Annotated in this window: 23 protein-coding genes and 1 riboswitch; of the genes, 10 read left to right on the forward strand and 13 right to left on the reverse strand. The window is 67.0% G+C overall.

Annotated features, from left to right (window positions below):
• From lpxK to KBW98_RS13095, 3 genes are all read right to left on the reverse strand, one after another.
• Positions 1 to 731, reverse strand: a 731-nt coding sequence (lpxK, locus tag KBW98_RS13085) for a tetraacyldisaccharide 4'-kinase (protein WP_211520587.1), incomplete at its 3' end; no start/stop codon positions are given.
• Positions 732 to 770: 39 nt separating this feature from the next.
• A complete protein-coding gene (locus KBW98_RS13090) occupies positions 771 to 1,208 on the reverse strand; it encodes a biopolymer transporter ExbD (RefSeq protein WP_211520629.1) in 438 nt (145 codons plus the stop codon).
• On the reverse strand, positions 1,208 to 1,816 hold the full coding sequence (locus KBW98_RS13095) for a MotA/TolQ/ExbB proton channel family protein (RefSeq protein ID WP_211520588.1): 609 nt from the start codon (positions 1,814 to 1,816) through the stop codon (positions 1,208 to 1,210). The genes KBW98_RS13090 and KBW98_RS13095 overlap by 1 nt, the downstream gene beginning before the upstream one ends.
• 1,245 nt (positions 1,817 to 3,061) lie before the next feature.
• Here KBW98_RS13095 and xseA point away from each other — a divergent pair.
• Both xseA and KBW98_RS13105 read left to right on the forward strand, forming a co-directional pair.
• Positions 3,062 to 4,423, forward strand: a complete 1,362-nt coding sequence (gene xseA, locus KBW98_RS13100; RefSeq protein WP_211520589.1) for an exodeoxyribonuclease VII large subunit — start codon at positions 3,062 to 3,064, stop codon at positions 4,421 to 4,423.
• 89 nt (positions 4,424 to 4,512) lie between these two features.
• The gene (locus KBW98_RS13105) at positions 4,513 to 5,091 is read left to right on the forward strand and encodes a superoxide dismutase (protein WP_211520590.1); all 579 of its coding nucleotides are present in this window, start codon (positions 4,513 to 4,515) and stop codon (positions 5,089 to 5,091) included.
• A gap of 94 nt (positions 5,092 to 5,185) precedes the next feature.
• Here KBW98_RS13105 and KBW98_RS13110 read toward each other — a convergent pair whose 3' ends face one another.
• Positions 5,186 to 5,932 carry a hypothetical protein gene (locus KBW98_RS13110; protein ID WP_211520591.1) on the reverse strand — a complete coding sequence of 249 codons (747 nt, stop codon included), beginning with the start codon at positions 5,930 to 5,932 and terminating at the stop codon, positions 5,186 to 5,188.
• A gap of 172 nt (positions 5,933 to 6,104) precedes the next feature.
• On the opposite strand from KBW98_RS13110, the gene KBW98_RS13115 reads away from it, so the two are divergent.
• Together KBW98_RS13115 and KBW98_RS13120 are read left to right on the forward strand one after the other, a co-directional pair.
• On the forward strand, positions 6,105 to 7,103 hold the full coding sequence (locus tag KBW98_RS13115; protein WP_211520592.1) for a hypothetical protein: 999 nt from the start codon (positions 6,105 to 6,107) through the stop codon (positions 7,101 to 7,103).
• Between the two features lie 118 nt (positions 7,104 to 7,221).
• Positions 7,222 to 7,908 carry a response regulator transcription factor gene (locus KBW98_RS13120; protein ID WP_211520593.1) on the forward strand — a complete coding sequence of 229 codons (687 nt, stop codon included), beginning with the start codon at positions 7,222 to 7,224 and terminating at the stop codon, positions 7,906 to 7,908.
• 232 nt (positions 7,909 to 8,140) lie between these two features.
• On the opposite strand, the gene KBW98_RS13125 is transcribed toward KBW98_RS13120, so the two are convergent.
• Positions 8,141 to 8,497, reverse strand: coding sequence for a winged helix-turn-helix domain-containing protein (locus KBW98_RS13125; RefSeq protein ID WP_211520594.1), 357 nt, complete (start codon positions 8,495 to 8,497; stop codon positions 8,141 to 8,143).
• 96 nt (positions 8,498 to 8,593) lie between these two features.
• Between KBW98_RS13125 and KBW98_RS13130 the strand changes: the two genes are divergently transcribed.
• Positions 8,594 to 9,139 (forward strand): hypothetical protein, encoded by a 546-nt coding sequence (locus KBW98_RS13130; protein WP_211520595.1) that lies wholly within the window; start codon positions 8,594 to 8,596, stop codon positions 9,137 to 9,139.
• On the opposite strand, the gene KBW98_RS13135 is transcribed toward KBW98_RS13130, so the two are convergent.
• Positions 9,136 to 9,423: a hypothetical protein gene (locus KBW98_RS13135; protein ID WP_211520596.1), complete on the reverse strand. Its 288-nt coding sequence runs from the start codon at positions 9,421 to 9,423 to the stop codon at positions 9,136 to 9,138. The two genes, KBW98_RS13130 and KBW98_RS13135, sit on opposite strands and share 4 nt — an antisense overlap.
• Before the next feature lie 148 nt (positions 9,424 to 9,571).
• Here KBW98_RS13135 and KBW98_RS13140 point away from each other — a divergent pair, with 148 nt between their 5' ends.
• Positions 9,572 to 9,808 carry a hypothetical protein gene (locus tag KBW98_RS13140; RefSeq protein WP_211520597.1) on the forward strand — a complete coding sequence of 79 codons (237 nt, stop codon included), beginning with the start codon at positions 9,572 to 9,574 and terminating at the stop codon, positions 9,806 to 9,808.
• A gap of 27 nt (positions 9,809 to 9,835) precedes the next feature.
• Here the strand turns inward: KBW98_RS13140 and KBW98_RS13145 are convergent, their stop codons facing one another.
• The 3 genes from KBW98_RS13145 to KBW98_RS13155 all read right to left on the reverse strand — a co-directional run bounded on the left by KBW98_RS13145 (position 9,836) and on the right by KBW98_RS13155 (position 12,675).
• Complete coding sequence (locus tag KBW98_RS13145) at positions 9,836 to 10,540, reverse strand: hypothetical protein (protein ID WP_211520598.1); 705 nt, start codon at positions 10,538 to 10,540, stop codon at positions 9,836 to 9,838.
• Positions 10,540 to 11,388, reverse strand: a complete 849-nt coding sequence (locus KBW98_RS13150; protein ID WP_211520599.1) for a MipA/OmpV family protein — start codon at positions 11,386 to 11,388, stop codon at positions 10,540 to 10,542. The genes KBW98_RS13145 and KBW98_RS13150 overlap by 1 nt, the downstream gene beginning before the upstream one ends.
• A gap of 66 nt (positions 11,389 to 11,454) precedes the next feature.
• Positions 11,455 to 12,675, reverse strand: coding sequence for a hypothetical protein (locus tag KBW98_RS13155; protein ID WP_211520600.1), 1,221 nt, complete (start codon positions 12,673 to 12,675; stop codon positions 11,455 to 11,457).
• A 362-nt stretch (positions 12,676 to 13,037) separates the two neighbouring features.
• On the opposite strand from KBW98_RS13155, the gene KBW98_RS13160 reads away from it, so the two are divergent.
• The 3 genes from KBW98_RS13160 to KBW98_RS13170 all read left to right on the forward strand — a co-directional run bounded on the left by KBW98_RS13160 (position 13,038) and on the right by KBW98_RS13170 (position 16,247).
• Positions 13,038 to 14,345, forward strand: coding sequence for an ATP-binding protein (locus KBW98_RS13160; protein WP_211520601.1), 1,308 nt, complete (start codon positions 13,038 to 13,040; stop codon positions 14,343 to 14,345).
• 79 nt (positions 14,346 to 14,424) lie between these two features.
• Positions 14,425 to 15,636 carry an MFS transporter gene (locus KBW98_RS13165; RefSeq protein ID WP_211520602.1) on the forward strand — a complete coding sequence of 404 codons (1,212 nt, stop codon included), beginning with the start codon at positions 14,425 to 14,427 and terminating at the stop codon, positions 15,634 to 15,636.
• The gene (locus KBW98_RS13170) at positions 15,633 to 16,247 is read left to right on the forward strand and encodes a metalloregulator ArsR/SmtB family transcription factor (RefSeq protein ID WP_211520603.1); all 615 of its coding nucleotides are present in this window, start codon (positions 15,633 to 15,635) and stop codon (positions 16,245 to 16,247) included. The genes KBW98_RS13165 and KBW98_RS13170 overlap by 4 nt, the downstream gene beginning before the upstream one ends.
• A gap of 101 nt (positions 16,248 to 16,348) precedes the next feature.
• Here the strand turns inward: KBW98_RS13170 and KBW98_RS13175 are convergent, their stop codons facing one another.
• The 4 genes from KBW98_RS13175 to KBW98_RS13190 all read right to left on the reverse strand — a co-directional run bounded on the left by KBW98_RS13175 (position 16,349) and on the right by KBW98_RS13190 (position 20,351).
• Positions 16,349 to 16,681, reverse strand: coding sequence for a hypothetical protein (locus KBW98_RS13175; RefSeq protein ID WP_211520604.1), 333 nt, complete (start codon positions 16,679 to 16,681; stop codon positions 16,349 to 16,351).
• The gene (locus KBW98_RS13180) at positions 16,678 to 17,340 is read right to left on the reverse strand and encodes a thiol:disulfide interchange protein DsbA/DsbL (RefSeq protein WP_211520605.1); all 663 of its coding nucleotides are present in this window, start codon (positions 17,338 to 17,340) and stop codon (positions 16,678 to 16,680) included. The genes KBW98_RS13175 and KBW98_RS13180 overlap by 4 nt, the downstream gene beginning before the upstream one ends.
• Positions 17,341 to 17,456: 116 nt before the next feature.
• Positions 17,457 to 18,353 carry a cobalamin-binding protein gene (locus KBW98_RS13185; protein WP_211520606.1) on the reverse strand — a complete coding sequence of 299 codons (897 nt, stop codon included), beginning with the start codon at positions 18,351 to 18,353 and terminating at the stop codon, positions 17,457 to 17,459.
• A gap of 3 nt (positions 18,354 to 18,356) precedes the next feature.
• A complete protein-coding gene (locus KBW98_RS13190; protein WP_211520607.1) occupies positions 18,357 to 20,351 on the reverse strand; it encodes a TonB-dependent receptor in 1,995 nt (664 codons plus the stop codon).
• A gap of 71 nt (positions 20,352 to 20,422) precedes the next feature.
• Positions 20,423 to 20,653: riboswitch (cobalamin riboswitch) on the reverse strand.
• A 149-nt stretch (positions 20,654 to 20,802) separates the two neighbouring features.
• Here KBW98_RS13190 and KBW98_RS13195 point away from each other — a divergent pair.
• Entirely contained in the window at positions 20,803 to 23,022 is a 2,220-nt protein-coding gene (locus KBW98_RS13195; RefSeq protein ID WP_211520608.1) for a M1 family metallopeptidase, read from the forward strand.
• Positions 23,023 to 23,026: the final 4 nt, after the last annotated feature.

The raw sequence follows: 23,026 nt of genomic DNA on the forward strand, positions 1-23,026 counted from the left end.
GGGGGGGGGGGGGGGGGGGGGCGGGGGCGGGGGCCCCCCCCCCCCCGCGCCTCGGCGCCGGCGCCATCCAGCCGCATGCGCCAGGGCGAGCCGCCGACGGCGCGCGCGAGAAGCGGCGGGATCTCGGGCGCGTTCACGATCGTCACGTCGCGGCGGCGCGAAGGCGGCTCGCGCAGCGGGCCGGCCGGCAGGGTCCAGCCATTGCCCACGCCGCGGCCGTCGAACAGCACGATCTCGAGGTCGCGCGCCAGCGCATAGTGCTGCAGGCCGTCGTCGGCGATCAGGACGTTCACCTCGGGATGCGCCGCCAGCAGCGCCCTGCCCGCTTCGGCGCGGCGGCGGCCGACGAAGACCGGGCAGGCCGCGCGCGCCGCGATCAGGAGCGGTTCGTCGCCGACCTCGCTCGGCTTGGAACCTAGGGTGACTTCGCGCGGCGCGGATTCCTTGCCGCCGTGCCCGCGCGAGATCACGCCCGGACGCAGGCCGGCCGCGCGCAGCGCCAGCGCCAGCCAGATCGTCAGCGGGGTCTTGCCGGTGCCGCCAATAAAGATATTACCGACCACGATCACCGGCACGGGCAACCGTTCGCTGTGCAGCACGCCGGCGCGGAACAGGCGCGCGCGCAGCGCGGCCAGCAGGCGGAACAGCAGCGAGAGCGGCAGCAGCGCGCAGGCCAGGGGGCCGCGGCGCAGCCAGGCGCGGGTCAAAGTCGATTCGAGTTTCGATGCCATGGAGAGAAGGCGGCGGGCCGGAGGGCCCACCCGCCCTGCTTACTTCTTGGTGCCGGTCTGGGCCGCGAAGGTCAGCTTGTCGTAGCCGGCCACGCGCGCCGCTTCCAGCACGTTGATGACCATCTGGTGCATCGCGAACTGGTCGGCGTTGACGATCACCACCGGGCTCGACACCGCCTGGCCTTCCTGGGTGCGGGCGGCGTTCTTGAGGTCCTGGGCCAGGCCGGCCACGCTGTGGAAGGACACCGGCACGTTGTTCACCGTGTAGTTGCCCTTGGCGTCGATGGTGACGTTGATCTCGAAGGGCTTGTCCTGCTGCTTCTCGGCCTCGGCGGTCGGCAGGGTGATCTGCAGCTCGGTGAACTTGCTGTAGGTGGTCGAGACCATCAGGAAGATCAGGACGACCAGCAGCACGTCGATGAAGGGGATCAGGTTGATCTCCGGCTCTTCGGGCCTGCGGCCGCGGCGGAAGTCCATCATTTGCGCGATCCGTGCACGACGTCGACGAACTTCACCGCCTGCAGTTCCATGTCGACCACGTAGGTGTCGACCAGGTTGCGGAAGTGGCGGTAGAAGACCAGGGCCGGCATCGCGATCGCCAGGCCGAAGCCGGTGTTATACAGGGCCACCGAGATGCCGTGCGCGAGCTGGGCCGGGTTGCTGCCGCCGGTCGGGCTCTGGGCGCCGAAGATCTCGATCATGCCGACCACGGTGCCGAACAGGCCCATCAGCGGGGCGAGCGAGGCGATGGTGCCGAGGGTGGTCAGGAAGCGCTCCAGGCCGTGGGCCACGCCGCGGCCCGCTTCCTCGATCGATTCCTTCATCACGTCGCGCGGGGCGTCGACATTGCGCAGCGCGGCGGCCAGCACGGCGCCGAGCGGCGAATTCTGTTCCAGGGTGTTGACGACGTCGGGTGTTACCTTGCCGCTGCGGTAGACGCGGATGACTTCATCGAGCAGGGCCTTGGGGAGAATCTTCTCGCGGCGCAGGTAAATGAGGCGTTCGACGATCAGGGCGACAGCAACGATCGACGCGATCAACAACAGCCAGATCGGCCAGCCTGCAGCTTGGAAAATGGCGAGCAAGAGAAACTCCTAGGTTGAGAAAAATCACTCGGCAATGTAACAAGTTGCCAGCATTGGAGCAAGTAGAGTTCTGCACAACTTCTGTGGATAAAATTGTGCGCAAGGGGTCGCCGCAAGGCTAAGTGCATTGATTCGTAAGGACTTTCTGATCCTGCGCAAGAAAATGGCAGGCTCATGACTTGCCCGGATGAGCTGCTGAAGTGCTCGCCTTGCCCTCGAGCTGGCACCGGGCTTGTTTGTAGTTACGAACAAATTCTGTGGACAAAATTGTGTGCAATGCCGCCTAGCAACAACTAAGCCCTTGATTTAGCTCAGCAATTAGTGGCAGATCAAAAAACAGGCAGGCTGGAGAGCCTGTACTTCTCATCCGCCCCAATGCGGTTCCTCACATTTTTTGTGGACAAGAGTGTGAGCAAGGACCCATTTTGACAACTAAGTACTTGATCTAGATCAGAAAACCTTTACTGCCAAAACTTTCATCAGCGCGGCCTTATGCACAATTTCCGTAGCCAGCAGCGCTGCTCGTGCTTCATTTGTTTGCACTTTTGGCGTTACTTGCATGCAATATTCGGCTGTGCACATTTTTTGTGGATAAGAGTGTGAGGAAGGGCATATTTTCCAACCTAAGCTATTGATTTTAATCAAATCGAATAGCGCTGCTACAATAATAGGCAACAGCCCTTGCCCGCTTGCGGAGCCAGGAAGCCCGCGCAGGTATCGCCCAGGTCACTGTGCTGTCGGGTGGCATCCGAATTTATCCGTCTTGTGCACATGTTTTGTGGACAACGTTGTGTGCAAGGACACCTAGTCCGGGTTAAGCTATTGATTTTCCTCAACAAAGTTTCCGAGCATCATTTTTAAGCACGGCAGTGCAGTCTCTCGCCCTTACTGGAACCCGGATCTTTAATGGCTGCGGAAATTGGGCTATGCACAGTTTTTGTGGACAAGCATGTGACCAAGCCCATTTATGCACGCCTAAGTCCTTGATACATAAGAGAACAGCTTCCCTTGCCCAAATCCCGCGCACTCTTCGGTCTTATGCATGAGTTCCCCACAGATTTTGTGGATAAAATACCACCTGAGCATGAACATCGCCTCGCAAGCCATTGATTCCAAAAGGGTTTCAATAGATTGCATTGAAATTCAGCAACAGGATGTTGCTTCACACCCTTGCCCGCAAAGGACTTGTCGTTTGCATCAAGATATGACATAAGCATCTGCTTTGTTCCCGCAACCGACACCAGCATGCACGCCCCTACCGACGCCGATCCCGCCTATACCGCTCCACCGGTACTGACCGTCACCGCCCTTAACCAGCAGGTGGCGCGCCTGCTCGAACGCAGTTTTCCACTGGTCTGGATCGGCGGCGAGATTTCCAACTTCACGCGCGCCAGCTCGGGCCACTGGTATTTCACGCTCAAGGACGATGCCGCCCAGGTGCGCGCCGTGATGTTCCGCAGCCGCGCCCAGATGGCCGGCTTCGTCCCGCGCGAAGGCGACAAGGTCGAGGTGCGCGCCCTGGTCACGCTGTATGGCGCGCGCGGCGACTACCAGATCAATGTCGAGGCGATGCGCCGCGCCGGCGTCGGCCAGCTGTACGAAGCCTTCCTGCGCCTGAAGGAAAAGCTGGCGGCGCAAGGCCTGTTCGACCAGGAGCGCAAGCGCGCCCTGCCCCTGTTCCCGCGCACCATCGGCATCGTCACCAGCCCCCAGGCCGCGGCCCTGCGCGACGTGCTGACCGCGCTGCGCCGCCGCGCCCCGCATGTGCGGGTGATCCTGTATCCGGCGCCGGTGCAGGGCCAGTTCGCGGCCGACAAGATCGCCGAAGCCATCACCACCGCCTCGCGCCGCGCCGAGGCCGATGTATTGCTGGTGTGCCGCGGCGGCGGCTCGATCGAGGACCTATGGTGCTTCAACGAGGAGTGCGTGGCGCGCGCCATCGCCGCCTGCAGCATTCCCGTGATCTCGGGCGTGGGCCACGAGACCGACTTCACCATCGCCGACTTCGCCGCCGACATGCGCGCTGCCACCCCGACCGCGGCCGCCGAACTGGCCGCCACGCCGCGCGCCGACTGGATCGGTTCGCTCTCCGCCGACGCCATGGACCTGCGGCGCGCCATGCGCCGCACCCTGTCCGACGCCAGCCAGGGCCTGGACAGCCTCGGCCGCCGCCTGCTGAGCCCCTCGGACCGGATCGGCCACCAGCGCCTGCGGCTGCTGTCGCTGGCCACCGCCATGGGCCACGCGGTGCAGCAGCCGCTCAACCGCCAGGGCCTGGTGCTGGCCCAGCTGCGCCAGCGCTGGGCGCGCCACCGGCCCGACATCCGCGCCGTGCGGGCCCAGCTGCTGTCCGACCAGCGCCACCTGAACGCCAGCCTGTGCAGCCAGGTCAAGGGGCGGCGCGACGCCTTGGCCGCCCTGGCGGCCCAGCTCGAACTGCTGAACCCGCAGCGCACGCTGGAACGCGGCTACGCCATCGTGCGCGACGCCAAGGGCCAGGTCCTGCGCGACCCGGCCGCGATCCACGCGCGCGATACCCTGACCGTGCGCCTGGCGGGCGGCAGCGCGGAAGTCGGCGTGGCCCACGTGCAGACGGTACTCGAGTGAGTCAGAAGCCATTTATGCAACATCGCCTCATCCGGTTTAGAATAAGCGCCGCTTTGGTACAAACCCGTCCAACTGAATAAGGAAAGAACATGGAACATACCCTGCCGCCACTGCCGTACGCCAAGGACGCCCTCCAGCCGCACATCTCGGCCGAGACCCTGGAATACCACCACGGCAAGCACCACCAGACCTATGTGACCAACCTGAACAACCTCATCAAGGGCACCGAGTACGAGAACATGCCCCTCGAAGAGATCATCAAGAAATCGTCGGGCGGCCTGTTCAACAACTCGGCCCAGGTCTGGAACCACACCTTCTTCTGGAACTGCATGACCCCGAACGGCGCCGGCGCGCCGAGCGGCAAGGTGGCTGACGCCATCAACGCCAAGTGGGGCTCGTTCGACAAGTTCAAGGAAGAGTTCAACAAGGCCGCCCTGGGCAACTTCGGTTCGGGCTGGACCTGGCTGGTGCAAAAGCCGGACGGCAGCGTCGACATCGTCAACACCTCGAACGCCGCGACCCCGCTGACCACCGCCGACAAGGCCCTGCTGACCGCCGACGTCTGGGAACACGCTTACTACATCGACTACCGCAACGCCCGCGCCAAGTTCCTGGAAGCCTTCTGGAACGTCGCCAACTGGGACTTCGCGAACCAGAACATGGCCTGAATGGCCTGATGGGGCCTGTGCCCAGGCACAGGCATCCGCCTACGAAACGGCCCGCCCTGGCGGGCCGTTTTCCTTGCGCCGGCGCCGGCGCGACTCAGTCTCCTCCACCGCCGCAGCCGCCCCCGCCGCCACAGCCGCATCCACCGCCGCCATCGCCGCAATCCGAGCCACCGTCGCCGCTTCCGCTCGAACCGCCGTCGCTTCCGCCGCTATCCTGCTGCCGGCGCAGCGCCTCGGCATGGACTTGCTCGGTGATGAGCCCGGCGGCCAGCAGGGCCGGCAGCGACAAACCCGGCTGGCGCAGCGGCGTCCCCAGCCGGCGCCCCTGCCCGTCGAGCCGGGCATAGGCGACCTCGCCGTGCTGCACCCAGTAACCGTGACCGCCCGGCATGCCCAGCCGCGCATCCAGGCTGAACAGCGAAGGCAAGGCCGGTCCGGTAAGGGGGATGTCTTCCAGCCCGCGGCAGGCGACCAGGCTGGTGGCCAGGGCGCCGCGCTCGAGCTGGGCCGCCCCCAGGTGCGGCACGGTGCTGCCGAAGTGGCGCCGGCAGAAGCGCTCGAGGCCGATCGGATCGTGCTCCAGCCAGGCATGCCATACCGAGTCCGCCGCCAGCGAGGGCAAGGCGCAGCGCGCGCCGCTGGCGCTGACCGCGTGGAAGAAGCCCAGCAGGCCCTCGGCCGCGCGGACGAAAAAAAGGGCATCCGTGGGGATGCCCGGGAAGGCGGTGGAAGCGCTGCGCCGCCATGCGGCTTCCAGGCCCGGCGGCAGGTCCGCCAGCGCACTGCGGTAGGTCGATGCGCGCCGGCGGCGGTCGGCGCGCAGATTGTTCAGCCAGTTCATGGTTGCCTCCCTGGTTTTGTTATCGGCACGTTCAGACTAGGACAGGAATGTGACAGGACGATGACACGACGAGCGACGCCGCAGCGCGGCGTCTGCCCCCCTCGGTGGGGCTGGCGCCACCGCTGTGCCGGCCTCAGAGTGACAAGCTCGACACCGCTCGCCCACCCTGACTATGACACATCGACTCCTCCCCTGCCTGATCCTGGCCCAGGCGCTGCTGGCATCCGGGCCGGCCCGGGCCAACGATTGGCTCAACAACCTGGCCAAACAGGCGGCCAACACCGCGATCCAGCAGACGGCCAGGCAGCTGGGCGCGCCCCGCGCGGCGCCACCCGCGGCGCCAGCGCCGGTTGCAGCCGCCGCGGGCGCCATCCCGGTGTATCCCGCTCCCGCCATCGTGCCGCGCGCCACCCGCATCACCTTCGACGACGGCGTGGTCTTTCATGGCGACTACCTGGCCGACTACTGGAGCCGGCCCGATCCGGTCACGCGCGGGACCACCCCGGACCGCGACGCGCCCGGCCACGTCATCGGCAAGCCGACCAGTTTCGGCGGCAGCCGCAAATATCCGGGCACGGCGGACCTGCAGCGTAAACTCGAGGCGATCTTCCCGCGCGTGCTGGCCCACCCGGCGCTGGCGAACATCCGCGGCGCCAGCCTGCGCCCGGGCGGCAGCTTCGGCCACGAGCGCGGCGGCCCGATGGGCCATGCGCTGGCCGGCCGGGCCACCCTGCTCGCCTATCCGATCCGCCTGGACGACCCCGACACGCGCCAGTTCCCGGACGGCAGCTACCACAGCCCCGGCGAAGGCGCCGTCATGCGCATCGTCGTCAACGATACCGACGAGCTGGAGCGGCGCGCTCCGCTGGGCGCCTGGAACGGCATGACGGTGCTGCGCGACGGCTATATGTTCGTCATTCCGAACACCGAACGCCCGCTCTACGTACGCGACGCCTCCGGCGGCCTGGTGCTGAACCCGAACCTGATCGACACCACGCGCCCGCGCTCGGACATCCAGTTCATGACCGTCTACGTCGGCACCACCTCGTCCGAGCACAACGAGGTCGTGCGCCAGCGGCTGCATCCGACCAGCGAATTCGGCCGCCTGGTCGGGGTGCTGTACAACACCGACTGGCGCACCCTGCTGCGGGAAGTGAACGACCCGCGCTGACGTCCAGGGCTAATTCCGGCGCGAATTTGTCCTGAATCTGTAATCAATTGTCACCCCCTTGGGGAGGGTGTGTTTTTCTACAGTTGGTCTTATACAATGGCAGACCAAGGAGAAATGCATGTACCGAGTGATGTTGGTGGAAGATGACGCGCGCCTGGCCGAGCTCGTCACGGAATACCTGTCCGGCTACGAGTTTTCGGTGGACCTGGTCACCCGCGGCGACGCCGCCCTCGACCGCTTCAAGGAACTCAGTCCCGACGTGGTGGTGCTGGACCTGATGCTGCCCGGCCTGGACGGCATGGTGGTCTGCCGCCAGATCCGCGAACAATCGGAGGTGCCGATCCTGATTCTCACCGCGCGCGAGGACTCCTACGATGAAGTCTCGGGCCTGGAACAGGGTGCGGACGACTTCGTCAACAAGCCGGTCCAGCCGCGCGTGCTGCTGGCGCGCCTGCGCGCGCTGATGCGCCGCACCCAGGCCAAATCCGGCCTGGATACCCGCGTGCTGCAGTTCGGCGCGCTGCGCATCGCCACCTCGGACCGCAGCGTGGTCTGGCGCGGCCAGCCCTGCGTGCTGTCGAATACCGAATACAAGCTGCTGCTGGTGCTGGCCGAGGCGGCCGGGCGGGTGCTGTCGCGCGATGCGCTGCTCAAGAAAATGCGCGGCATCGAATTCGACGGCCTGGACCGCAGCATCGACAACTGCATCTCCAAGCTGCGCCGCAAGTTCGACGACGTCGATTCGGAAAAGATCAAGACGGTGTGGGGAGAAGGCTACCTGTTCTCCCCCTCGGCCTGGAATTAGGAACGCGCTGAGGTCTATCTGACTGAACGCGGAGGCGACAAGATAATTGTTGGCGCATGGTAGGGTGGACGGCTTCGCCGTCCACGCGGTGATCGTTTGCGGCGAGTTCAACCGGCACGAAAGCGGAGCCTTTACTTATCACCGCGTGGACGGGGGACCCGGCTGCGCGCCCCCCTCCACCCTACGAATAAGCCAATTGCGGCGCAAACTCAATCAGTTAGACCTTAGGAACTCAGGCCTCGCCGTCGGCGGCCTTGAGCATGCACTGCGACAGGCGGTCGAAATGCTGCAGCGCGGCCTGGGTCAGCTCGATCTGCTTGCGCCGCGCGTCCTCGGTTTCGCTCAGCATGATCCAGCCCTTCTCGCGCATCGATTTCAGGCGCGCGTGCACCGTGGCCGGCGCGCCCAGCTCGTGCTTGCCCATCATGTCGCGTACCGACAGCCGCTGCTGCTCCTGCTGGGCCCGGGCCACGACCGTGAGGATGCGTTCCTCGAGCGGATCGAGGTCGGGCAACGACGGAAGCCCGCGGATCGCTTCCGTCAGTTGCAAAAAGCGCATATACACATCGGCGGGACGAAGCTTTTTCATCAAAACTCGATTCTCGATTGCATCTTTAAGCCGGTTTCGGCTAAGCTTTGGTTCTGGTTGGGCAGGCAAGCCATTTTACTCCAACGACAACACGGCATGAGCCAGCTAAAACTGCAGGTCATGATGATCGCCGCGACCATCGCGCTCTTCATCGCCACGCTCGCTCTCAACGAGCTCCTCTTTACCCGCCTGGAATTCTCCAGCGGGATCAATTGGATCTATCTCCCGGCCGGCGTGCGCCTGCTGTGCACCCTGCTCTTCGGCGGCGCGGGCGCGATCGGCCTGCTGCTCGTGTCCTGGGCGGTGTGCTTCCTGTACTTCTTCCCGGACGACATGATCCGCTCCTTCATCGGCGGCATCCTGGCCAGCGCCGCGCCCTACATGGTCTACCTCATCATGCAGCGCCACTGGGGCCTGATGGCCAGCCTGCAGAACCTGACCCCGCGCCGCCTGCTGCTGTGTTCGTTCGCCTTCGCCCTGGCCAGTCCCCTGCTGCATCACCTGTGGTTCGCCTTCGCCGAGCCGGAACGCCCGTTCTCGGGCTTCTTCGTGATGGCCACCGGCGATTTCGTCGGCACCCTGCTGGTGCTGTACACGGCAAAATTCGTCCTGTCGCGCCTGCCCGCGCGCGTCCAGCGCTAGCGCCGCCGCCGTCCCGTCAGAGTGTCGACCTGGGCCAGTCCGCGCCGCGCTTGGGCCTGCAGCTCGACCACGGCGGGATCGCGCGGGTCCGGCCAGGCATGCAGCACGATGGCCCGGAACATCTTTTCGTGGCGCAGCAGGTCGGCGAGCTCGGCCAGCAAGGGCCGTTTCTCCCTGCCCAGCCTGGATGCGAGCGTCTCGCACGTTCCCTCGACATCGAGCTCGATGCCGTAACAGCGCGCCGAAATCAGGTTAGCATCGGTAATCCGATGAAGTTCGCTCATCGAGGCCGTTTCCGCTTTATCGTTTGCATCATGCGCCCCAGCACTGCCGAACAGTCACTGTGCTACCATCACTAAAAGTGCTATGCTGGCTCTACCGTTCTAAATTATAGATCAATGCGGGCGTGAATGGACTTCCGAGGAAACTACCATGGAAAATAGTCCTCCCAGCGAGCGCAGGCAGGATCTGCATCGCCAGGCGCTGATCGAGGTGGGCATCCGGCTGCAACGGCATTTCGGCACCGCCTATGCGGAACAATACCTTGCCGATGTCAATATTCCGGAACTCACGATCCAGCGCATCCTGTCGCGCGGCGAGCTGCGCAAGCCGCCGGCGCGCGGCTGCGGGTACGACGCGCCCCCAACCGCCGCGAACGACGAGCACTGATCTTGGGACCGACCGGCAAGGAAGAAGTTACTCGAACAGCGGCACGATGGCCAGCGGGGCGTTATAGCTGATGAGCTGGCCGCGTTCGGCGGCCGCGAAGCGGTAGACGACGACCGGGAAGTCGTCGTCGAGGTCGCCGGCGAAGGCCGGGCCGCGCGCGACCGGGAGGGCCTGTTCGGCGCCGTCCGGACGGCGCACGCGCACCGCCGCGCCCACGCCCTTGCGGGCGAACACCAGGCGCACGCCGGCGCACTGGCGCCCGCGCGCCGTCGCGTCGGCATAGCGCGCGAAGCCGAGCGCCTGCTCGCAGGCGGTGCGCAACTCAGCGAGGTCATAGGCGCCGTCCGCGCGCGGGGCCAGCGACACCCGCGGACGGATCACGAAGCCGCCCAGGCGCCGACTCGGGGCCAGCACCGCGTTCTCGTCATAGGCGGCCTTGAGCAGCGGCAGCGTGCCGCGCCCGGTGGCGTCGAGCGGCAGGCTGGTCTGGACGGACTTGCCGCTCAGTACCAGCTGCACGCCCTCTCCCAGCACGCCCTTTTCCTTCGGCGCCACCTGCAGGTGGGTCTGCAGCAGGTTCTTGGCGCCGCCGTACTTGTCGAACAGGACCATCGCCCGGTAGGCGTCGCGGTAGCTCACCCATTCACCGGCGAGCGGCTGCGACTGCGCCGCGGCCGGAAGGGCCGTCAGGAGCAGGCAGACGCATGCGGTGATGGGGGCGTAACGCATCATCAGAACCGGTAGGCTAGCGCGGTCGAAACCGTCAGGTTGTTGGGCCGCTCGACGAGCGGGCTACGGCGGGCATCGCCCATCAGGCGCATGGCCTGGACATTCGTGGTCAGCATCCAGGACGGGCTCAGGGCCCAGTTCCAGCGCACGCCGGCGCGCACGTCCTTCAGGCCGCTGTCCGGCGTGTAGACGGGGTTGCCGCTCGAGCGCGCTTGCGCCGGGCTGACCCCGAAGTAGGACTGGTTGTAGGCGCGGTTGACCACCGTGGCGCCCGCGGTGAACGACAGCGAGTGGTGCGGTGCGATCCAGGCCGCCAGGCGCTGCACGCCCAGCTGCAGCTGGACGCCGTCGCGCTCGACGCCGGCGCCGACCACCGCGCTGCTGGTGAAGCGCCACTGCGGCGCCACGTAATAATTGAAGAAGCCGCCCACCTGCAGGCGCGCGTCGATCTCGTCCATGCCGACCAGGGGATTGCCGCGCCGGCCGAAGGTTTCCGGGATTGCGCTCGGCAACAGGGAGGAACCCTGGAAGTCGTCGATGGAGCCGCCCAGGCCGGACTCGTCACGGCTGGCGTGCACGCTCAGCAGCGGACCGTACTCGACCGTCGGGCGCTCGGACAAATGCATGCCCAGGCTCATGCCCGAAATGAACAGGCCGTGGCTCCACTGCACCTGCAGCAAGGGCAAGGCCGATACTTTCCTGCTGTCCGCCCCTTCGTACCGCGGCGCCGAGACCGCGCCCAGCCCGACATACATGTCGCGGCTGCCGTCGGGCATCGGGTTGGTGGTCGGCGTCTGCGCGCTTGCTGCGCTGCCCGAGACGGCCAGGACCAGGGCGAAAAGCTTTTTCATGTTCACATCGTGGAAGAGTCGGTGACCGCGTATTTTACGTCGAGCAAGCCAAACTCTCCCATATTGTTACCTCGTGGTACGAGTTTCTTCGGCGAATTCCACCGGGAGTTCGCTGCGCTCGACCGCCACCAGATGCGCCGGGTGGCCGACAAGCGCGATACAGGCGATGCCCGGGCCGGGTTCCGTGTTCACCTGGTGCACCGTGATGTGGTCGGCCGAGCGGCTTACCTGCTCGATGCTGGTGCCGTAGCACGTCGAGCGCGGCCCCAGGAACACCCCGATCACCATCTGGCTGGCGAAGTCGACCGCTGGGGCCTTGGCCTCCGGCCCCGCGTGCTCGGCCCACAGGGCCCGGAAGGCTGCCTCGTCGCGCACGACGACCTTGCGCGGCGAGGCGACCAGGGAAGCGTTGCCGTGGTCCAGGGTGCGCAGGGCCAGGGAGCCCGACGCCACCTTGACGAACTCGACCTTCTCGTCGATCCGGTCCACCGCCACCACCTGCATCGGCTGGCTGACCACGGCCATGCAGATCGCCACCGCCGTGATGTCCCGTTCTTCGTACTCGACCACCAGCTTGCCGCCGCGCGCCACGGTACGCAGCACCGAGGTCTCGATGCAGCCGTTGCCGCGGTCGCCGCTGAACACGCCGACCAGCATCTGGCTGGCGAAATCCACTTCCGGCAGCGGCGGGGCCGGCGTGCGGTTGCGGGTATGCTCGGCCCACAGCGCGCTCCAGGCGGCCTGGTCCTTGATCACGACTTCGCGCGCGGCGCCGACGCCGGAGAAGGCTTCCTTGGCCACGGAGCGGAAGGCCACCGGCTCGCCGTCCTTCGGCAGAAAGCGCACCGGCTCGACCTTGTGGCCGCTGCCCAGGCCGAGGTCGGCCTTGTCGAGGTTTTTCTGGATGGTCAGGAACAGCGGGCGGGCGCTTTCGTCGGCGCATGTGGTTTGCGGGCCGGCGATGCTGTCGCCCGCCGAGCACAGCACGGCTTGCGGGGTCGGGCCCATCAGGACCAGGCCCCAGGCATTGTCGGCGCACTGGCCGGCGCGGTCCCAGACCACGTACTTGCTGTCGACCAGGAACAAGCGGTTGCGCTCCCCGGCGCAGGGCGCTCCCTGCACTTCCTTCACGAACTCGGACACGACCGGCACGCCGCCGTTCGGCTCGCCCACGGCGATGCCCTGGCCGGACTGCTGGTTACCCAGCGCGGCGCTGTCGGCGCCGCCGCCGCACCCGGCGAGCAAGGCGCAGGCGGTGGCGCCGGCCATCAGAACGCGATCGAACATGCCCATCTCCTGCCTCCCTGCCTGGCGCCCGGCGCCGGATGATCGAGGGCCGGGCGGGCTGCCGCCCGGCCACTCCTGAATAAAAAAACCCACCGACACTCGCGCATCAGGTGGGCAAACGGAAAACCTGAATTCCTGATGAAGCATCATGGTAGACGCCCGTCCTTTTTTATTCCCCCCTCAGATGTCGAGTAATTGTCATTAATTTGTAAGGGGGAAAAACTCGCGTTCGCCTGGCTTCATGGAAGTGGGCCCCATTTTTTTTCGCCCCCTCAGCCGGCATTGCACCTGTACAATGCCGGCTGAGGAGAAGTTATGTATTTGGCAGCATCCCGATACCGACAGTTACCGAGGACGGCACCGTGAACCGGATCTTCTTCCGTTTCTTCGTGCTCGTCATGCTGTCGATCACGGCCGCCACCTTCGTCATCTATTTCGCTTTCAGCCGCCTGTTCGGCGACCCGCTGGAAGACATCGCGCGCAGCCAGGCCGCGGCCCAGATCTTCCTGCTCGAGCAATACGTGGACAAGGCCCCGGCCGACGAATGGCTGGCGCGCCTGAACAATGTCCGCGAAGTGTCCACCGTGCGCTACGACCTGGTGCCGCTGGAAAGCGTCCGTGCGCGCCTGTCGCGCGCGCAGCGCACCGTCCTGGACCGCGGCGAGATCGTGCTCGACCCGGCAAACAAAGCCTTCTTCCGGCGCGTCGACCTGGAGGGCGAGCGCTACATCGGCAGCCACGAGGAAGTGCTGCACGCCCAGAACCTGCCGATCGACATCGGCCAGGCGCTCAAGATGGAAGCGCTGCGCTACGTCATCGTCGCGATCGCCCTGCTGGTGCCGATCGCGCTGTGGTCGCGCTCGCACTGGCAGGGACTGCAGGCGCTGTCGCGCATGGCCGACGAGTTCGGCAGCGGCAAGCTGAGCGTGCGCACCCACATGAAGCCCTCGGCCACCATCTATCCACTGGCCGAGCGCATCAACCACATGGCGGGCCGCATCGAAGACCTGCTGGAAGCCCAGCGCAGCCTGCTGCACTCGGTGTCGCACGAGCTGCGCACGCCGATCGCGCGCCTGGAATTCGCGCTCGAACTGCTGGACGCGCGCGCCAAGGATCCGGACCTGAGCAAGCGCATCGCCGCCATGGAAGGCGACCTGGCCGAGCTGAACAACCTGGTCAGCGAACTGCTCGACATGAGCAAGCTCGACAGCGCACGCAGCCTCCAGGCCAGCACCCTGTCGCTGGACGGGCTGCTGCAGGAATGCTGCGCCGCCCTGCCCCATGCCGCCGCCAGGCTCGACTGCGACTTTGCTTCCGGACTCGGCAGCATCGAAGCCGACGGACGCCTGCTGGCGCGCGCGATCGGCAACCTGCTGCGCAACGCGCAGAAGTACGCGGCCGGACACATCCTGCTATCGGCGCGCAGGCTGCCCGGCCGCATCGAGATCGCCGTCGACGACGACGGCCCCGGCATCCCCGAGGACGAGCGCGACAAGATCTTCGACCCCTTCTACCGCCTCGACCGCAGCCGCGACCGCGCCACCGGCGGCTTCGGGCTGGGCCTGTCGATCGCGCAGAAGGCGGTGGCCCTGCACGGCGGCAGCCTGCGCGCGGAAAGCTCGGCGCTGGGCGGGGCGCGTTTCCTGATTACCCTCCCTGCGGACGAATAGGGTGAATAAATAAACAAATTCGTTTACTTATTTCCCAGCCAGGCGTAGGCTGACGCTATTCCCACTTTCGCCCGCCGCCATGAACGACCGCCTCCTGATCGCCACCTTGTGCGGCCTGGGACTCCTGTCCACCACGGGCGCTTCCCTGCCCTACCCCCTGCTGGCCCCGCTGTTCGCGGACGGCGGCGCCAACGGCCTGAACACCTTCCTCGGCCTGCCTCCCAAGCTCCTGCTGGGCATCGCCCTGATGGTCAACCCGGTGGGCCTGCTGCTGGGCAGCGCGGTACTGGGACCGCTGGCGGACGGCTTCGGGCGCCGCCGCGCCCTGCTCCTGACCACGGTCGGCGCCGCCATCGGCCACGTGCTGACGGCGCTGGCGCTGGTGATGGAATCGTATGCGCTGTTCCTGGCCGCGCGCTTCGCCACCGGCCTGCTGGAAGGGAACGGCTCGGTGATGCGCGCCATCGTCATCGAACGCATCCAGGGTCCGCTGCGCAACCACGCGCTGTCCTGGCTCAACGGCGCCTTCCACCTGGGCTGGCTGGTTGGGCCGCTGCTGGCCGGTTTCTCGATGGCGGGTGGCATCACGCTGCCCTTCTACATCGCCTCGGGCGCCCTGCTGCTGGGCGCGGCCTGCGTGGCCCTGAGCCTGCCGCCGGCCGTGGTCCCGCCTGCGCCGCATGGCTGGTGGGAGCTCGCCCGCCGCCGCCATGCCTTCACGCTACTGGGCCACCTGCCGCTGCGCACCCTGTTCACGGTCCACTTCGCCTACACCTGCGGCGTGGCCGCGCTCTACGAATTCTTCCCGCTGTGGCTGGTGGACGTGGGCGGCTTCGATGCGCGCGAGATCGCCTTCGTAAATACCGGCATGTGCGCGCTGATGACCTTCACCGCCTTGTTCGCCGGCCGCGCCAGCGCGGTCGAAGGCCGGCGGCGCGCCGCTTCCTATGCGGGCGCGGCGGCGCTCGCCATCCTGTGCGTGGGATTTGGCAACCTGCTGCTGGGCATCCTGGCCATCATCGCCTTCGGCCTGCCGCATGCCTTCTACAATGCCGCGCTGCAGAGCTGGTCGGCCGACGAGTTCGCCCAGCACGGCCAGGGCAGCGTGATGGGCCTGCTGTCGACCACCTTCTGCCTGGCCAACATCGTGATGGCCCTGGCCGGCGCCGTGCTGACCCTGATCGACACCCGCGCGGTGCTGGTGGCCGGCGGCCTGCTGACCGCCTGGGCCGCCTTCGGCCTGCGCAGCTGGAGCCTGCGCAGCGCGCATGCCGGGATGAAGAACGGATGAATACCAGCGAACAGATCCTGCAATACCTGAAGATGCGCGGCCCGCAGACGGCCCAGGCAATGGCCGAATACTTGCAGCAAACCTCGATGGGCGCGCGGCGCCAGCTCGAGCAGCTCGAGGACAAGGGCCTGGTGGCCTGGGAAGACAGCGGCGGCAAGGTGGGACGGCCGGTACGGCGCTGGCGCCTGACGGAACGGGGCCATGCGCGTTTCCCGGACCGGCATGCCGAGCTGACCGTGGACCTGGTCAAGCAGGTGCGCAGCCTGTTCGGCGAGGCGGCGGTGGAGCAGCTGATCGCGGCGCGCGAAGGGGCGAGCGAAGCGGCCTATCGCGCGCGGATCGGGGCGGCGGCGACGCTGCAGGAAAAAGTGGCGGCGCTGGCCGCCGCGCGCGACGACGAAGGCTACATGGCCGAGGCCGAGCTGCGGGAGGACGGCAGCATGCTGCTGGTCGAGAACCACTGCCCGATCTGCGCCGCGGCCGCGGCCTGCCAGAACTTCTGCAGGTCGGAACTGGACGTGTTCCAGCGGGTGCTGGGGCCGGAGGTGAAGGTGATGAGGATCGAGCACCAGCTCAGTGGCGCACGGCGCTGCGCCTATGAAATCAAGTAGCGTGGACGGCTCCGCCGTCCGCGCGGTGATCGTTACCGGCTCCGCTTTCGCGCCGGATCTTGCTGCCACCTATCACCGCGTCGGCGGCAAAGCCGCCAACCCTACCGGTCTGGATGCTCCGGCTGCGTCCGCACATGCGTCACCGCAAACCACAGGTGTTCCCACCAGTGGTCGCGCGATTGCACCAGCACCAGGCAGTCCTTGTCGATGCCGCCCTTGAACAGCGGATCGGGGCACTTGTTGGTCATCAGCGCATAGCGCTGGTTCTCGGCATTGACGAGGGCAATGGCGAGCCAGATGGCGACGCCCGCGAAGAACGCCGCCAATGACCACGCCAGGTGGTTGAAACTGCTGGTCTCGAACAGCTCTTCCTCGCGGGGCCGCGACCCCTCGTACATCTTCAGGACTTCGCGTTCGACGTCGTCACTGCTCATTTCGTCTTGGCTGCCTTTGCAACGAGTGCGTCCATGACCTGGGTGGTGGCTTCCAGCGCCTGGTTCATGCCCTGGAGCTTGTTGGCCTCGCCCACGGTGGCCGGGGACAGCACGTATTTACCATCGATCACGATCGTCGGGGTGCTGCTGACCTTGTAGCCCTGCGCGACCGTCGGCAGGCGGCGCAGCTTGGTCTGCACGCCGAACGAATTCCATGCTTCCATGAATTTCGCGCGGTCCAGGCCGTTCTTGGCGGCCCAGGCGATGATGTCGTCGTCCTTCATCAGGCGCTGGCGCTCGACGTGCACCGCGCGGAACACCTTGTGATGATACTCCTCCAGCTTGCCCATGGCTTCCAGGGTCAGGAACAGGTGCGCTTCGGGATCGGCCGGGCCCTGGAACGGCAGGTGGATGCGGCGCATGACGATGTTGTCGCCCTGCTTCTTGATCCACTGGTTCAGGGTCGGTTCCATCGCGTTGCAGGCCGGGCAGTGGTAGGCGAAGAACTCGATCACCTCGACCTTCTTGCCCGTCGCCTGGACCGGTTGCGGCACCGACAGCGTGGTGAACTCGGCACCGTTCTTCGGATCGGTCGGCGAAGCGTTGGCGAACCCGGCGATCAGGCTGGCGGCAACGAGGGCAAAACGCAGAGAGCGCATAACTATCCTTCCACTAAAAGTGATTGAGCGAACGACCGCGAGATTACCACTTTTTTGGCGTTCCCAAGAGGGAAGGACCCCATCTTTTTGCATTTGCTTACCTCTTTAACGCTTCCTTAAGGAAGCGTTACCGGGAATTCCTGGCGGCGCTTGCGCGCCGTGTCGAGCTGCTCGCACAGCCGGGCCGCGCCCAGGGCGGTGCGCGGTCCCGGACGGCTCAGCAGGTCGCCGTCGACCGTGAACAGGTTGTCGCGCTTCACCGCCGTCATGCCCCGGTAGGGCTGCCACAGCGCCAGGCCGGGGTTGGCCGGGTCGTAGCGCTTGCCGGCCAGGATGGCCTCGGGGTCGCGCTCGACCACCGCCTCGATACCCACTTGCGGCGCCACCACCTTGAGCGCGCCGAAGATGTTGCGGCCGCCGCACAGGCGGATGATGTCGCTCGCGATCTGGGCGTCGTTGAGGGTGTACAGGGGCCGGTCCCAGACCTGGTAGAACACGGAGACGGGCGAACGCTTGCCGTAGCGCGCACCCAGGGCCGCGATCCGGGCCCGGTAGTCCTTCGCCGCGGCCTGCGCCGCCGGCGCCGTGCCGAGCAGCACGCCCAGGCGCTCGATCCCGGTCGCCACCTGTTCCAGGCGCACCGGTTCGCTGTGGAAGACCGGCACGCCCAGGCTCTCGACCTGGGCGATCTGGCGCGCGGTGTTCCCACTGTGCCAGACCACGATCAGGTCGGGCTTGAGCGCCAGCACCCGCTCCATGTCGATCTGGCTGTTGCTGCCGATGAGCGGCAGGCTGCGCGCCGCTTCCGGGTAGTCGCTGTAGTTCATCGCGCCCACCACCCTGCTCCCGCCGCCGGCCGCGAACAGCAGCTCGGTGGCGTGGGGCGCCATCGAGATCACGCGCTGGGCCGGCTGCGCCAGGCTCAGCTTGCGGCCGGCGTCGTCGGTCACGCTCACCGCCGCGTGCGCGGCGCCGAGGCTGCAGGCCAGGAGGGCAAGGAGGGGGCGCTTCATGGCTCAGAACGCGTAGCGCAGCGACAGCTTCAGCTGGCGGCCGTCGCTCGGGTAGATGCCTGAGCGGCAGCCGAAGGCGTTGCTGTAGTAGTCGCGGTCGAACAGGTTCAGGCCGCTGACCGCGGCTTCCCAGGCGCCCAGGCGGTAGGCGTAGCGGGCGTCCACCGTCGTGTACGACGGGATGCGCGCATTGCAGTCGTTGCGGAAGTCGCTGCCGAAGCGCTGCTTGTCGACCCACTGGACGCCGATGTCGGCGCTGTGGGCGCCGCCGGGCGCCCAGGCCAGGCGCGCCGTGACCACGTTCTTCGGCACCAGCACCATCTCGCGGCCCGCGTTCGGGCCGGCAGTGAACTCTGCGTCCACGCGCTGCCATTGGCCGGTAAAGCGCCAATCCTTGCCCAGCGCGGCCTCGCCCTCCACTTCCAGGCCCTGGCGGCGGGTCGGGTCGAGGTTGGTGTTGGCGCCCCAGCCGATGGTCGGGTCGTAGAAGATCTCGTTGCGCAGGCGGTGGCGGAACAGGCGCGCCGTCAACTGGCGCTCCTTGCCGCCGGCCGTGACGCCCAGCTCCAGGTCGCGCGAGGTCTGCGGCTGCAGCACCTCGAGGCTGGAGCGCAGGCTGTTCTCGTCGGCGTTCGGGATGCGGTAGCTGCGGCCGGCCTTGGCGAACAGCGTCACGGCCGGCATCACGTCGATGCTGCCTTCCAGCGACCAGGCGTTCAGCGACTGCGAACGGCTTTCATCCATGAAGGCCAGCGGATCCAGGTAGTCCTTCTCGAACTTCTCATGACGCACACCCGCGGCCAGGCGCGCATTGTGCGGCGCGGACCAGCGCAGTTCGTCGCGCAGGTAGACCGCCCTGGAATCCTGGCGCGCGTCGCCAGCCGAGAACGCGGAGCGCACTTCCCGCTCCCAGCGGATCAGGTCGACGCCGGCCACCAGTTCGTTGCGCTGGCCGCCGAGCAGCGCGCTATGGCGCAGGCGCGGCGAAAACTGCGTTTGTTCGGTGTCGTAGGTCGAGCGCGAGTAGGCGCCGCCGAAGAAGTAATTGGCTTCCAGCTCGCGCTTGCGGTGCGACAGCTCGGCCGCCAGGTCGAAGGCGCCCACGCGCTGCTCGGCGAAGGCGTTGACGCGGTCGGTATCGAGAGCGCCGAAGTCGAGCGGCGTGAAGCTTGCGCGCGGATCGAGGGCGTACTGGGCTTCGGTGAGCGAACCGGGGAAGCGCGAGTCCGAGCGCGCGCGCTCGACGCGCACGCCGGCGCGGCTGCCCGGCGCCCAGGCGTATTGCAGGCCGGCGCTGGCCGTGCTCTGGTCGAAGGCGCTGTTGGCGCGGTAGCCGTCGGTGCTGCGGTCGGCGACGGCGGCGTCGAAGGACCAGGGACCGGCGCCATGGCGGATCGTGGCGCGCAGGTCGCGGTGGCCGAAGCGGCCGGCCTCGGCGAACACGGAGCCGTGCGTGCCGTCCTGGCCTGCGCGGCGGGTGACGATGTGGATCACGCCGCCAGTGGCGCCGTCGCCGTACAGCACGCTGCTGCCGCCGCGCGTGATCTCGATGCGCTCGACGCTGTCGACCGGGATGCTCGACAGGACGGTGTTGGCCAGCTCGTTCTCGTTCAGGCGCACGCCGTCGACCATCACCACCAGGTTCTGGGCGCTGTTGGAGCCGAAGCCGCGCAGGTCGAGCGCGAAATCGGGCGAGGCGTCCAGGCTCTGGCGGCCGTACACGCCGCCGACCTTGCGGATCGCTTCGTTGACGTCGGTGGCGCCGGCGCGGCGGATCTCGTCCGCGGTGATGACGGTGGCGCCGATCGGGGCCAGGCCCGTCTCGACGGGGAAGCGGGCGCCGGTGACGACGATGGAAGGAAGCGCAGGGTCTTGGACCTGAGCCTGGGCTAGCGCCTGGGCGCAGACGGCGGACAAGGACAGGGCGCAGGCCAGGGCGAGCGGCTTGAAGGCCGGCGCGCTGCGCGGTGCGGCAGCGAAATTCGCAGCAAAATTCATGTTGGATGCATTCTCGAAAAAGCCACCGGCCTGCGTCCCCGCACGCCGGAGTCAACGGAAGCCGCGTGCGAACGCGCTTCCACCTGTCTGGCCGGTATCCGGGCTTGCAAGACGGACCGCCTCACCTTCCTATGCGTGAACACAGTGGTATTCGAGGGGGCCTATCGCCGTCGAGGCGATGCTTGTTGACCGTTGCGGGGGCAGCACACCTGGGCGGCATCGCGTGGCGAGGCCGCGTCGTGTTTCCCGTTTAACTGCGCACGCAGATTGCGCGCGCGGGCACCAGAACGGGCCGCATTATAACCCTGCCAAGGCTGGAGCGCTCCTGGCGGTGATTTTCACCGTTCAGGCGCCGTTTCGACCCGTCCGTCGGAAAAGCTTGGCGCTGCGACAAGCTTGTCGATATAGTCACAACACAACAACACACATCCTTTCACGACAAGGAGTCCTGATGGAATCTCGTTTCCGCCGCTATCCCGTGCGCATGGCCGCCATCAGCGGCCTGGCCGGGCTGGCCGTCTGCGCCGCCGGCCTGGCCCTGGCCCTGGCGGCCAAGTCCGGCGCACCCGCCGCGGTGCCGCCCTCGCTCGACGGCATCGCCCTCGCCGCCCCCAATGCGGCCTTCGTCACCACGCCCAGCGCGCCCGATGCCTGGGGCGGCATCCGCACCGGCGACCACGCCACCCTGTCCGACCGCGTGGTCGACTACCGCATCGAAGCCACCCTCGACCCGGTCAAGCACCTGGTGACCGGCAAGCAGCAGCTCACCTGGCGCAACCGCAGCGCGGTCCCGGTGCGCAGCGTCTACGTCCACCTCTACATGAACGCCTTCGAGGGCTCGGGCAGCACCTTCTTTACCGAGCAGCGCCTGAGCGGCGAAGGCTTCCGCACCGGGGTCGACACGGAGGACGGCGAATGGGGCCACATCGCCCTGCGCGGCGTGCGCCAGGGCGAGGCCAGCGTGCCCTGGCACTTCGTCCAGCCCGACAACGGCCCAAGCACCGACCACACCGTGGTGCGCATGGACCTGCCGCAGGCCGTGGCGCCGGGCGCCTCGACCACCCTCGACATCGGCTTCGCCACCCAGCTGCCGCGCGTGATCGCGCGCACCGGCTATTTCGGCAGCTTCCACCTGGTGGCGCAATGGTTCCCCAAGATCGCCGTGCTCGAACTGCCGGGCGAACGCGGGGCCACGGCGCCGCGCTGGAACGCCCATGAATTCCACCAGAATTCCGAGTTCTACGCCGACTTCGGCAGCTTCGACGTCACCCTCACCGTGCCCAAGGACTACACCGTGGGCGCCACCGGCGAGCTGCAGGGCGCGCCCGTCGAGAAGAACGGCATGGTCACGCGCCGCTACGTCCAGGCCGACGTCCACGACTTCGCCTGGATGGCCGACAACAGGAGCGCCAAGCCCCTGGTCGAGACCTGGACCGGTCCGGGCAGCCCGACGGTCGCGGTGCAGGTGATCTACCCGCCCGAGTACGCCGCCAGCGCCGGCCCGGCGATGAAGGCGGCCAAGGATTCGCTGGCCTATTTCTCGCGCACACTCGGCCCCTACCCGTATAAAACCCTGACGGTGGTGATCCCGCCCTACAACGCGGAAGAAGCGGGCGGCATGGAATATCCGACCTTCATCACCGCCATGGGTTTCGACAAGGTGGCGCCCAAGTCGCTCGAGGAATTCTCGCTCGACATGGTCACCATCCACGAGTTCGGCCACGGCTACTTCTATGGCATCCTGGCCTCGAACGAGTTCGAGGAGCCCTTCCTCGACGAAGGCCTGAACGAATACTGGGACAGCCGCATGATGCGCGAGCGCGGCCAGCAGGTGCACCCGGCGCCCGGCTTCCTGAAGCGGATCGGCATCGATCCCGCCTTCGACGTGTTCGACGGCGTGCGCGCCGGCGCCCCGCGCGAGAATCCGGCCGACGCGCCGGGACAGAACGCCTGGCACCGCCTGCAGGGCATCGGCCCGGTCTACACCCGCAGCGCCCTCGTGATGCGCGACCTGGAAGAACGCATCGGCCACGAAGCGATGGAACGCGGCTTCAAGGAATACTACCGGCGCTGGAAATTCCGCCATCCGGGCATCGCCGACCTGCGCGAAGCCCTGGCCGACGGCAGCGGACAGCGCGCGGCGGTGGAGCAGGTCTTTGCCCAGCAGGTCTATGCGACGGGCAAGGTCGACGACCGCGTGGCGGAGCTGAGCAGCGAGGAAGAGCTGCCGCTGCCCGGCACCCGCCTGGCCGGCGGCAAGCACGTCGAAGATACCCGGGACGCGGTCGACAAGCGCGTCGAGGCGATCCGCGAGCAATGGGACAAGGCCCATCCGGACGCAGCGAAGGGCACGGGTCCCTTCCCCTACCGGACCAAGGTCACGGTGCGCCGCTACGGCGCGCATGTGCCCCAGACCCTCCTGGTGAAGTTCGCCGACGGCAGCAGCGAGACGGTGCAGTGGGAGAGCGGCGAGCAGTGGCGCACCTATACCTGGGTGCGCCCGGCCAAGGCCGTGTCGGCCCAGCTCGACCCGCTCCGCAGCCACTACCTCGACGCGAACAAGCTCGACGACAGCCGCACCATCGAGGCCGACCGCAGCGCCTCGAGCCGCTGGAGCGCCGAATTCGCCGCCCTCGTCCAACTCGTCCTTTCCTTCATCGCTACCGTATGACGAC

The sequence above is a fragment of the Massilia sp. ST3 genome, assembly GCF_018119405.1.
In the GTDB taxonomy this organism is placed as follows: domain Bacteria; phylum Pseudomonadota; class Gammaproteobacteria; order Burkholderiales; family Burkholderiaceae_D; genus Telluria.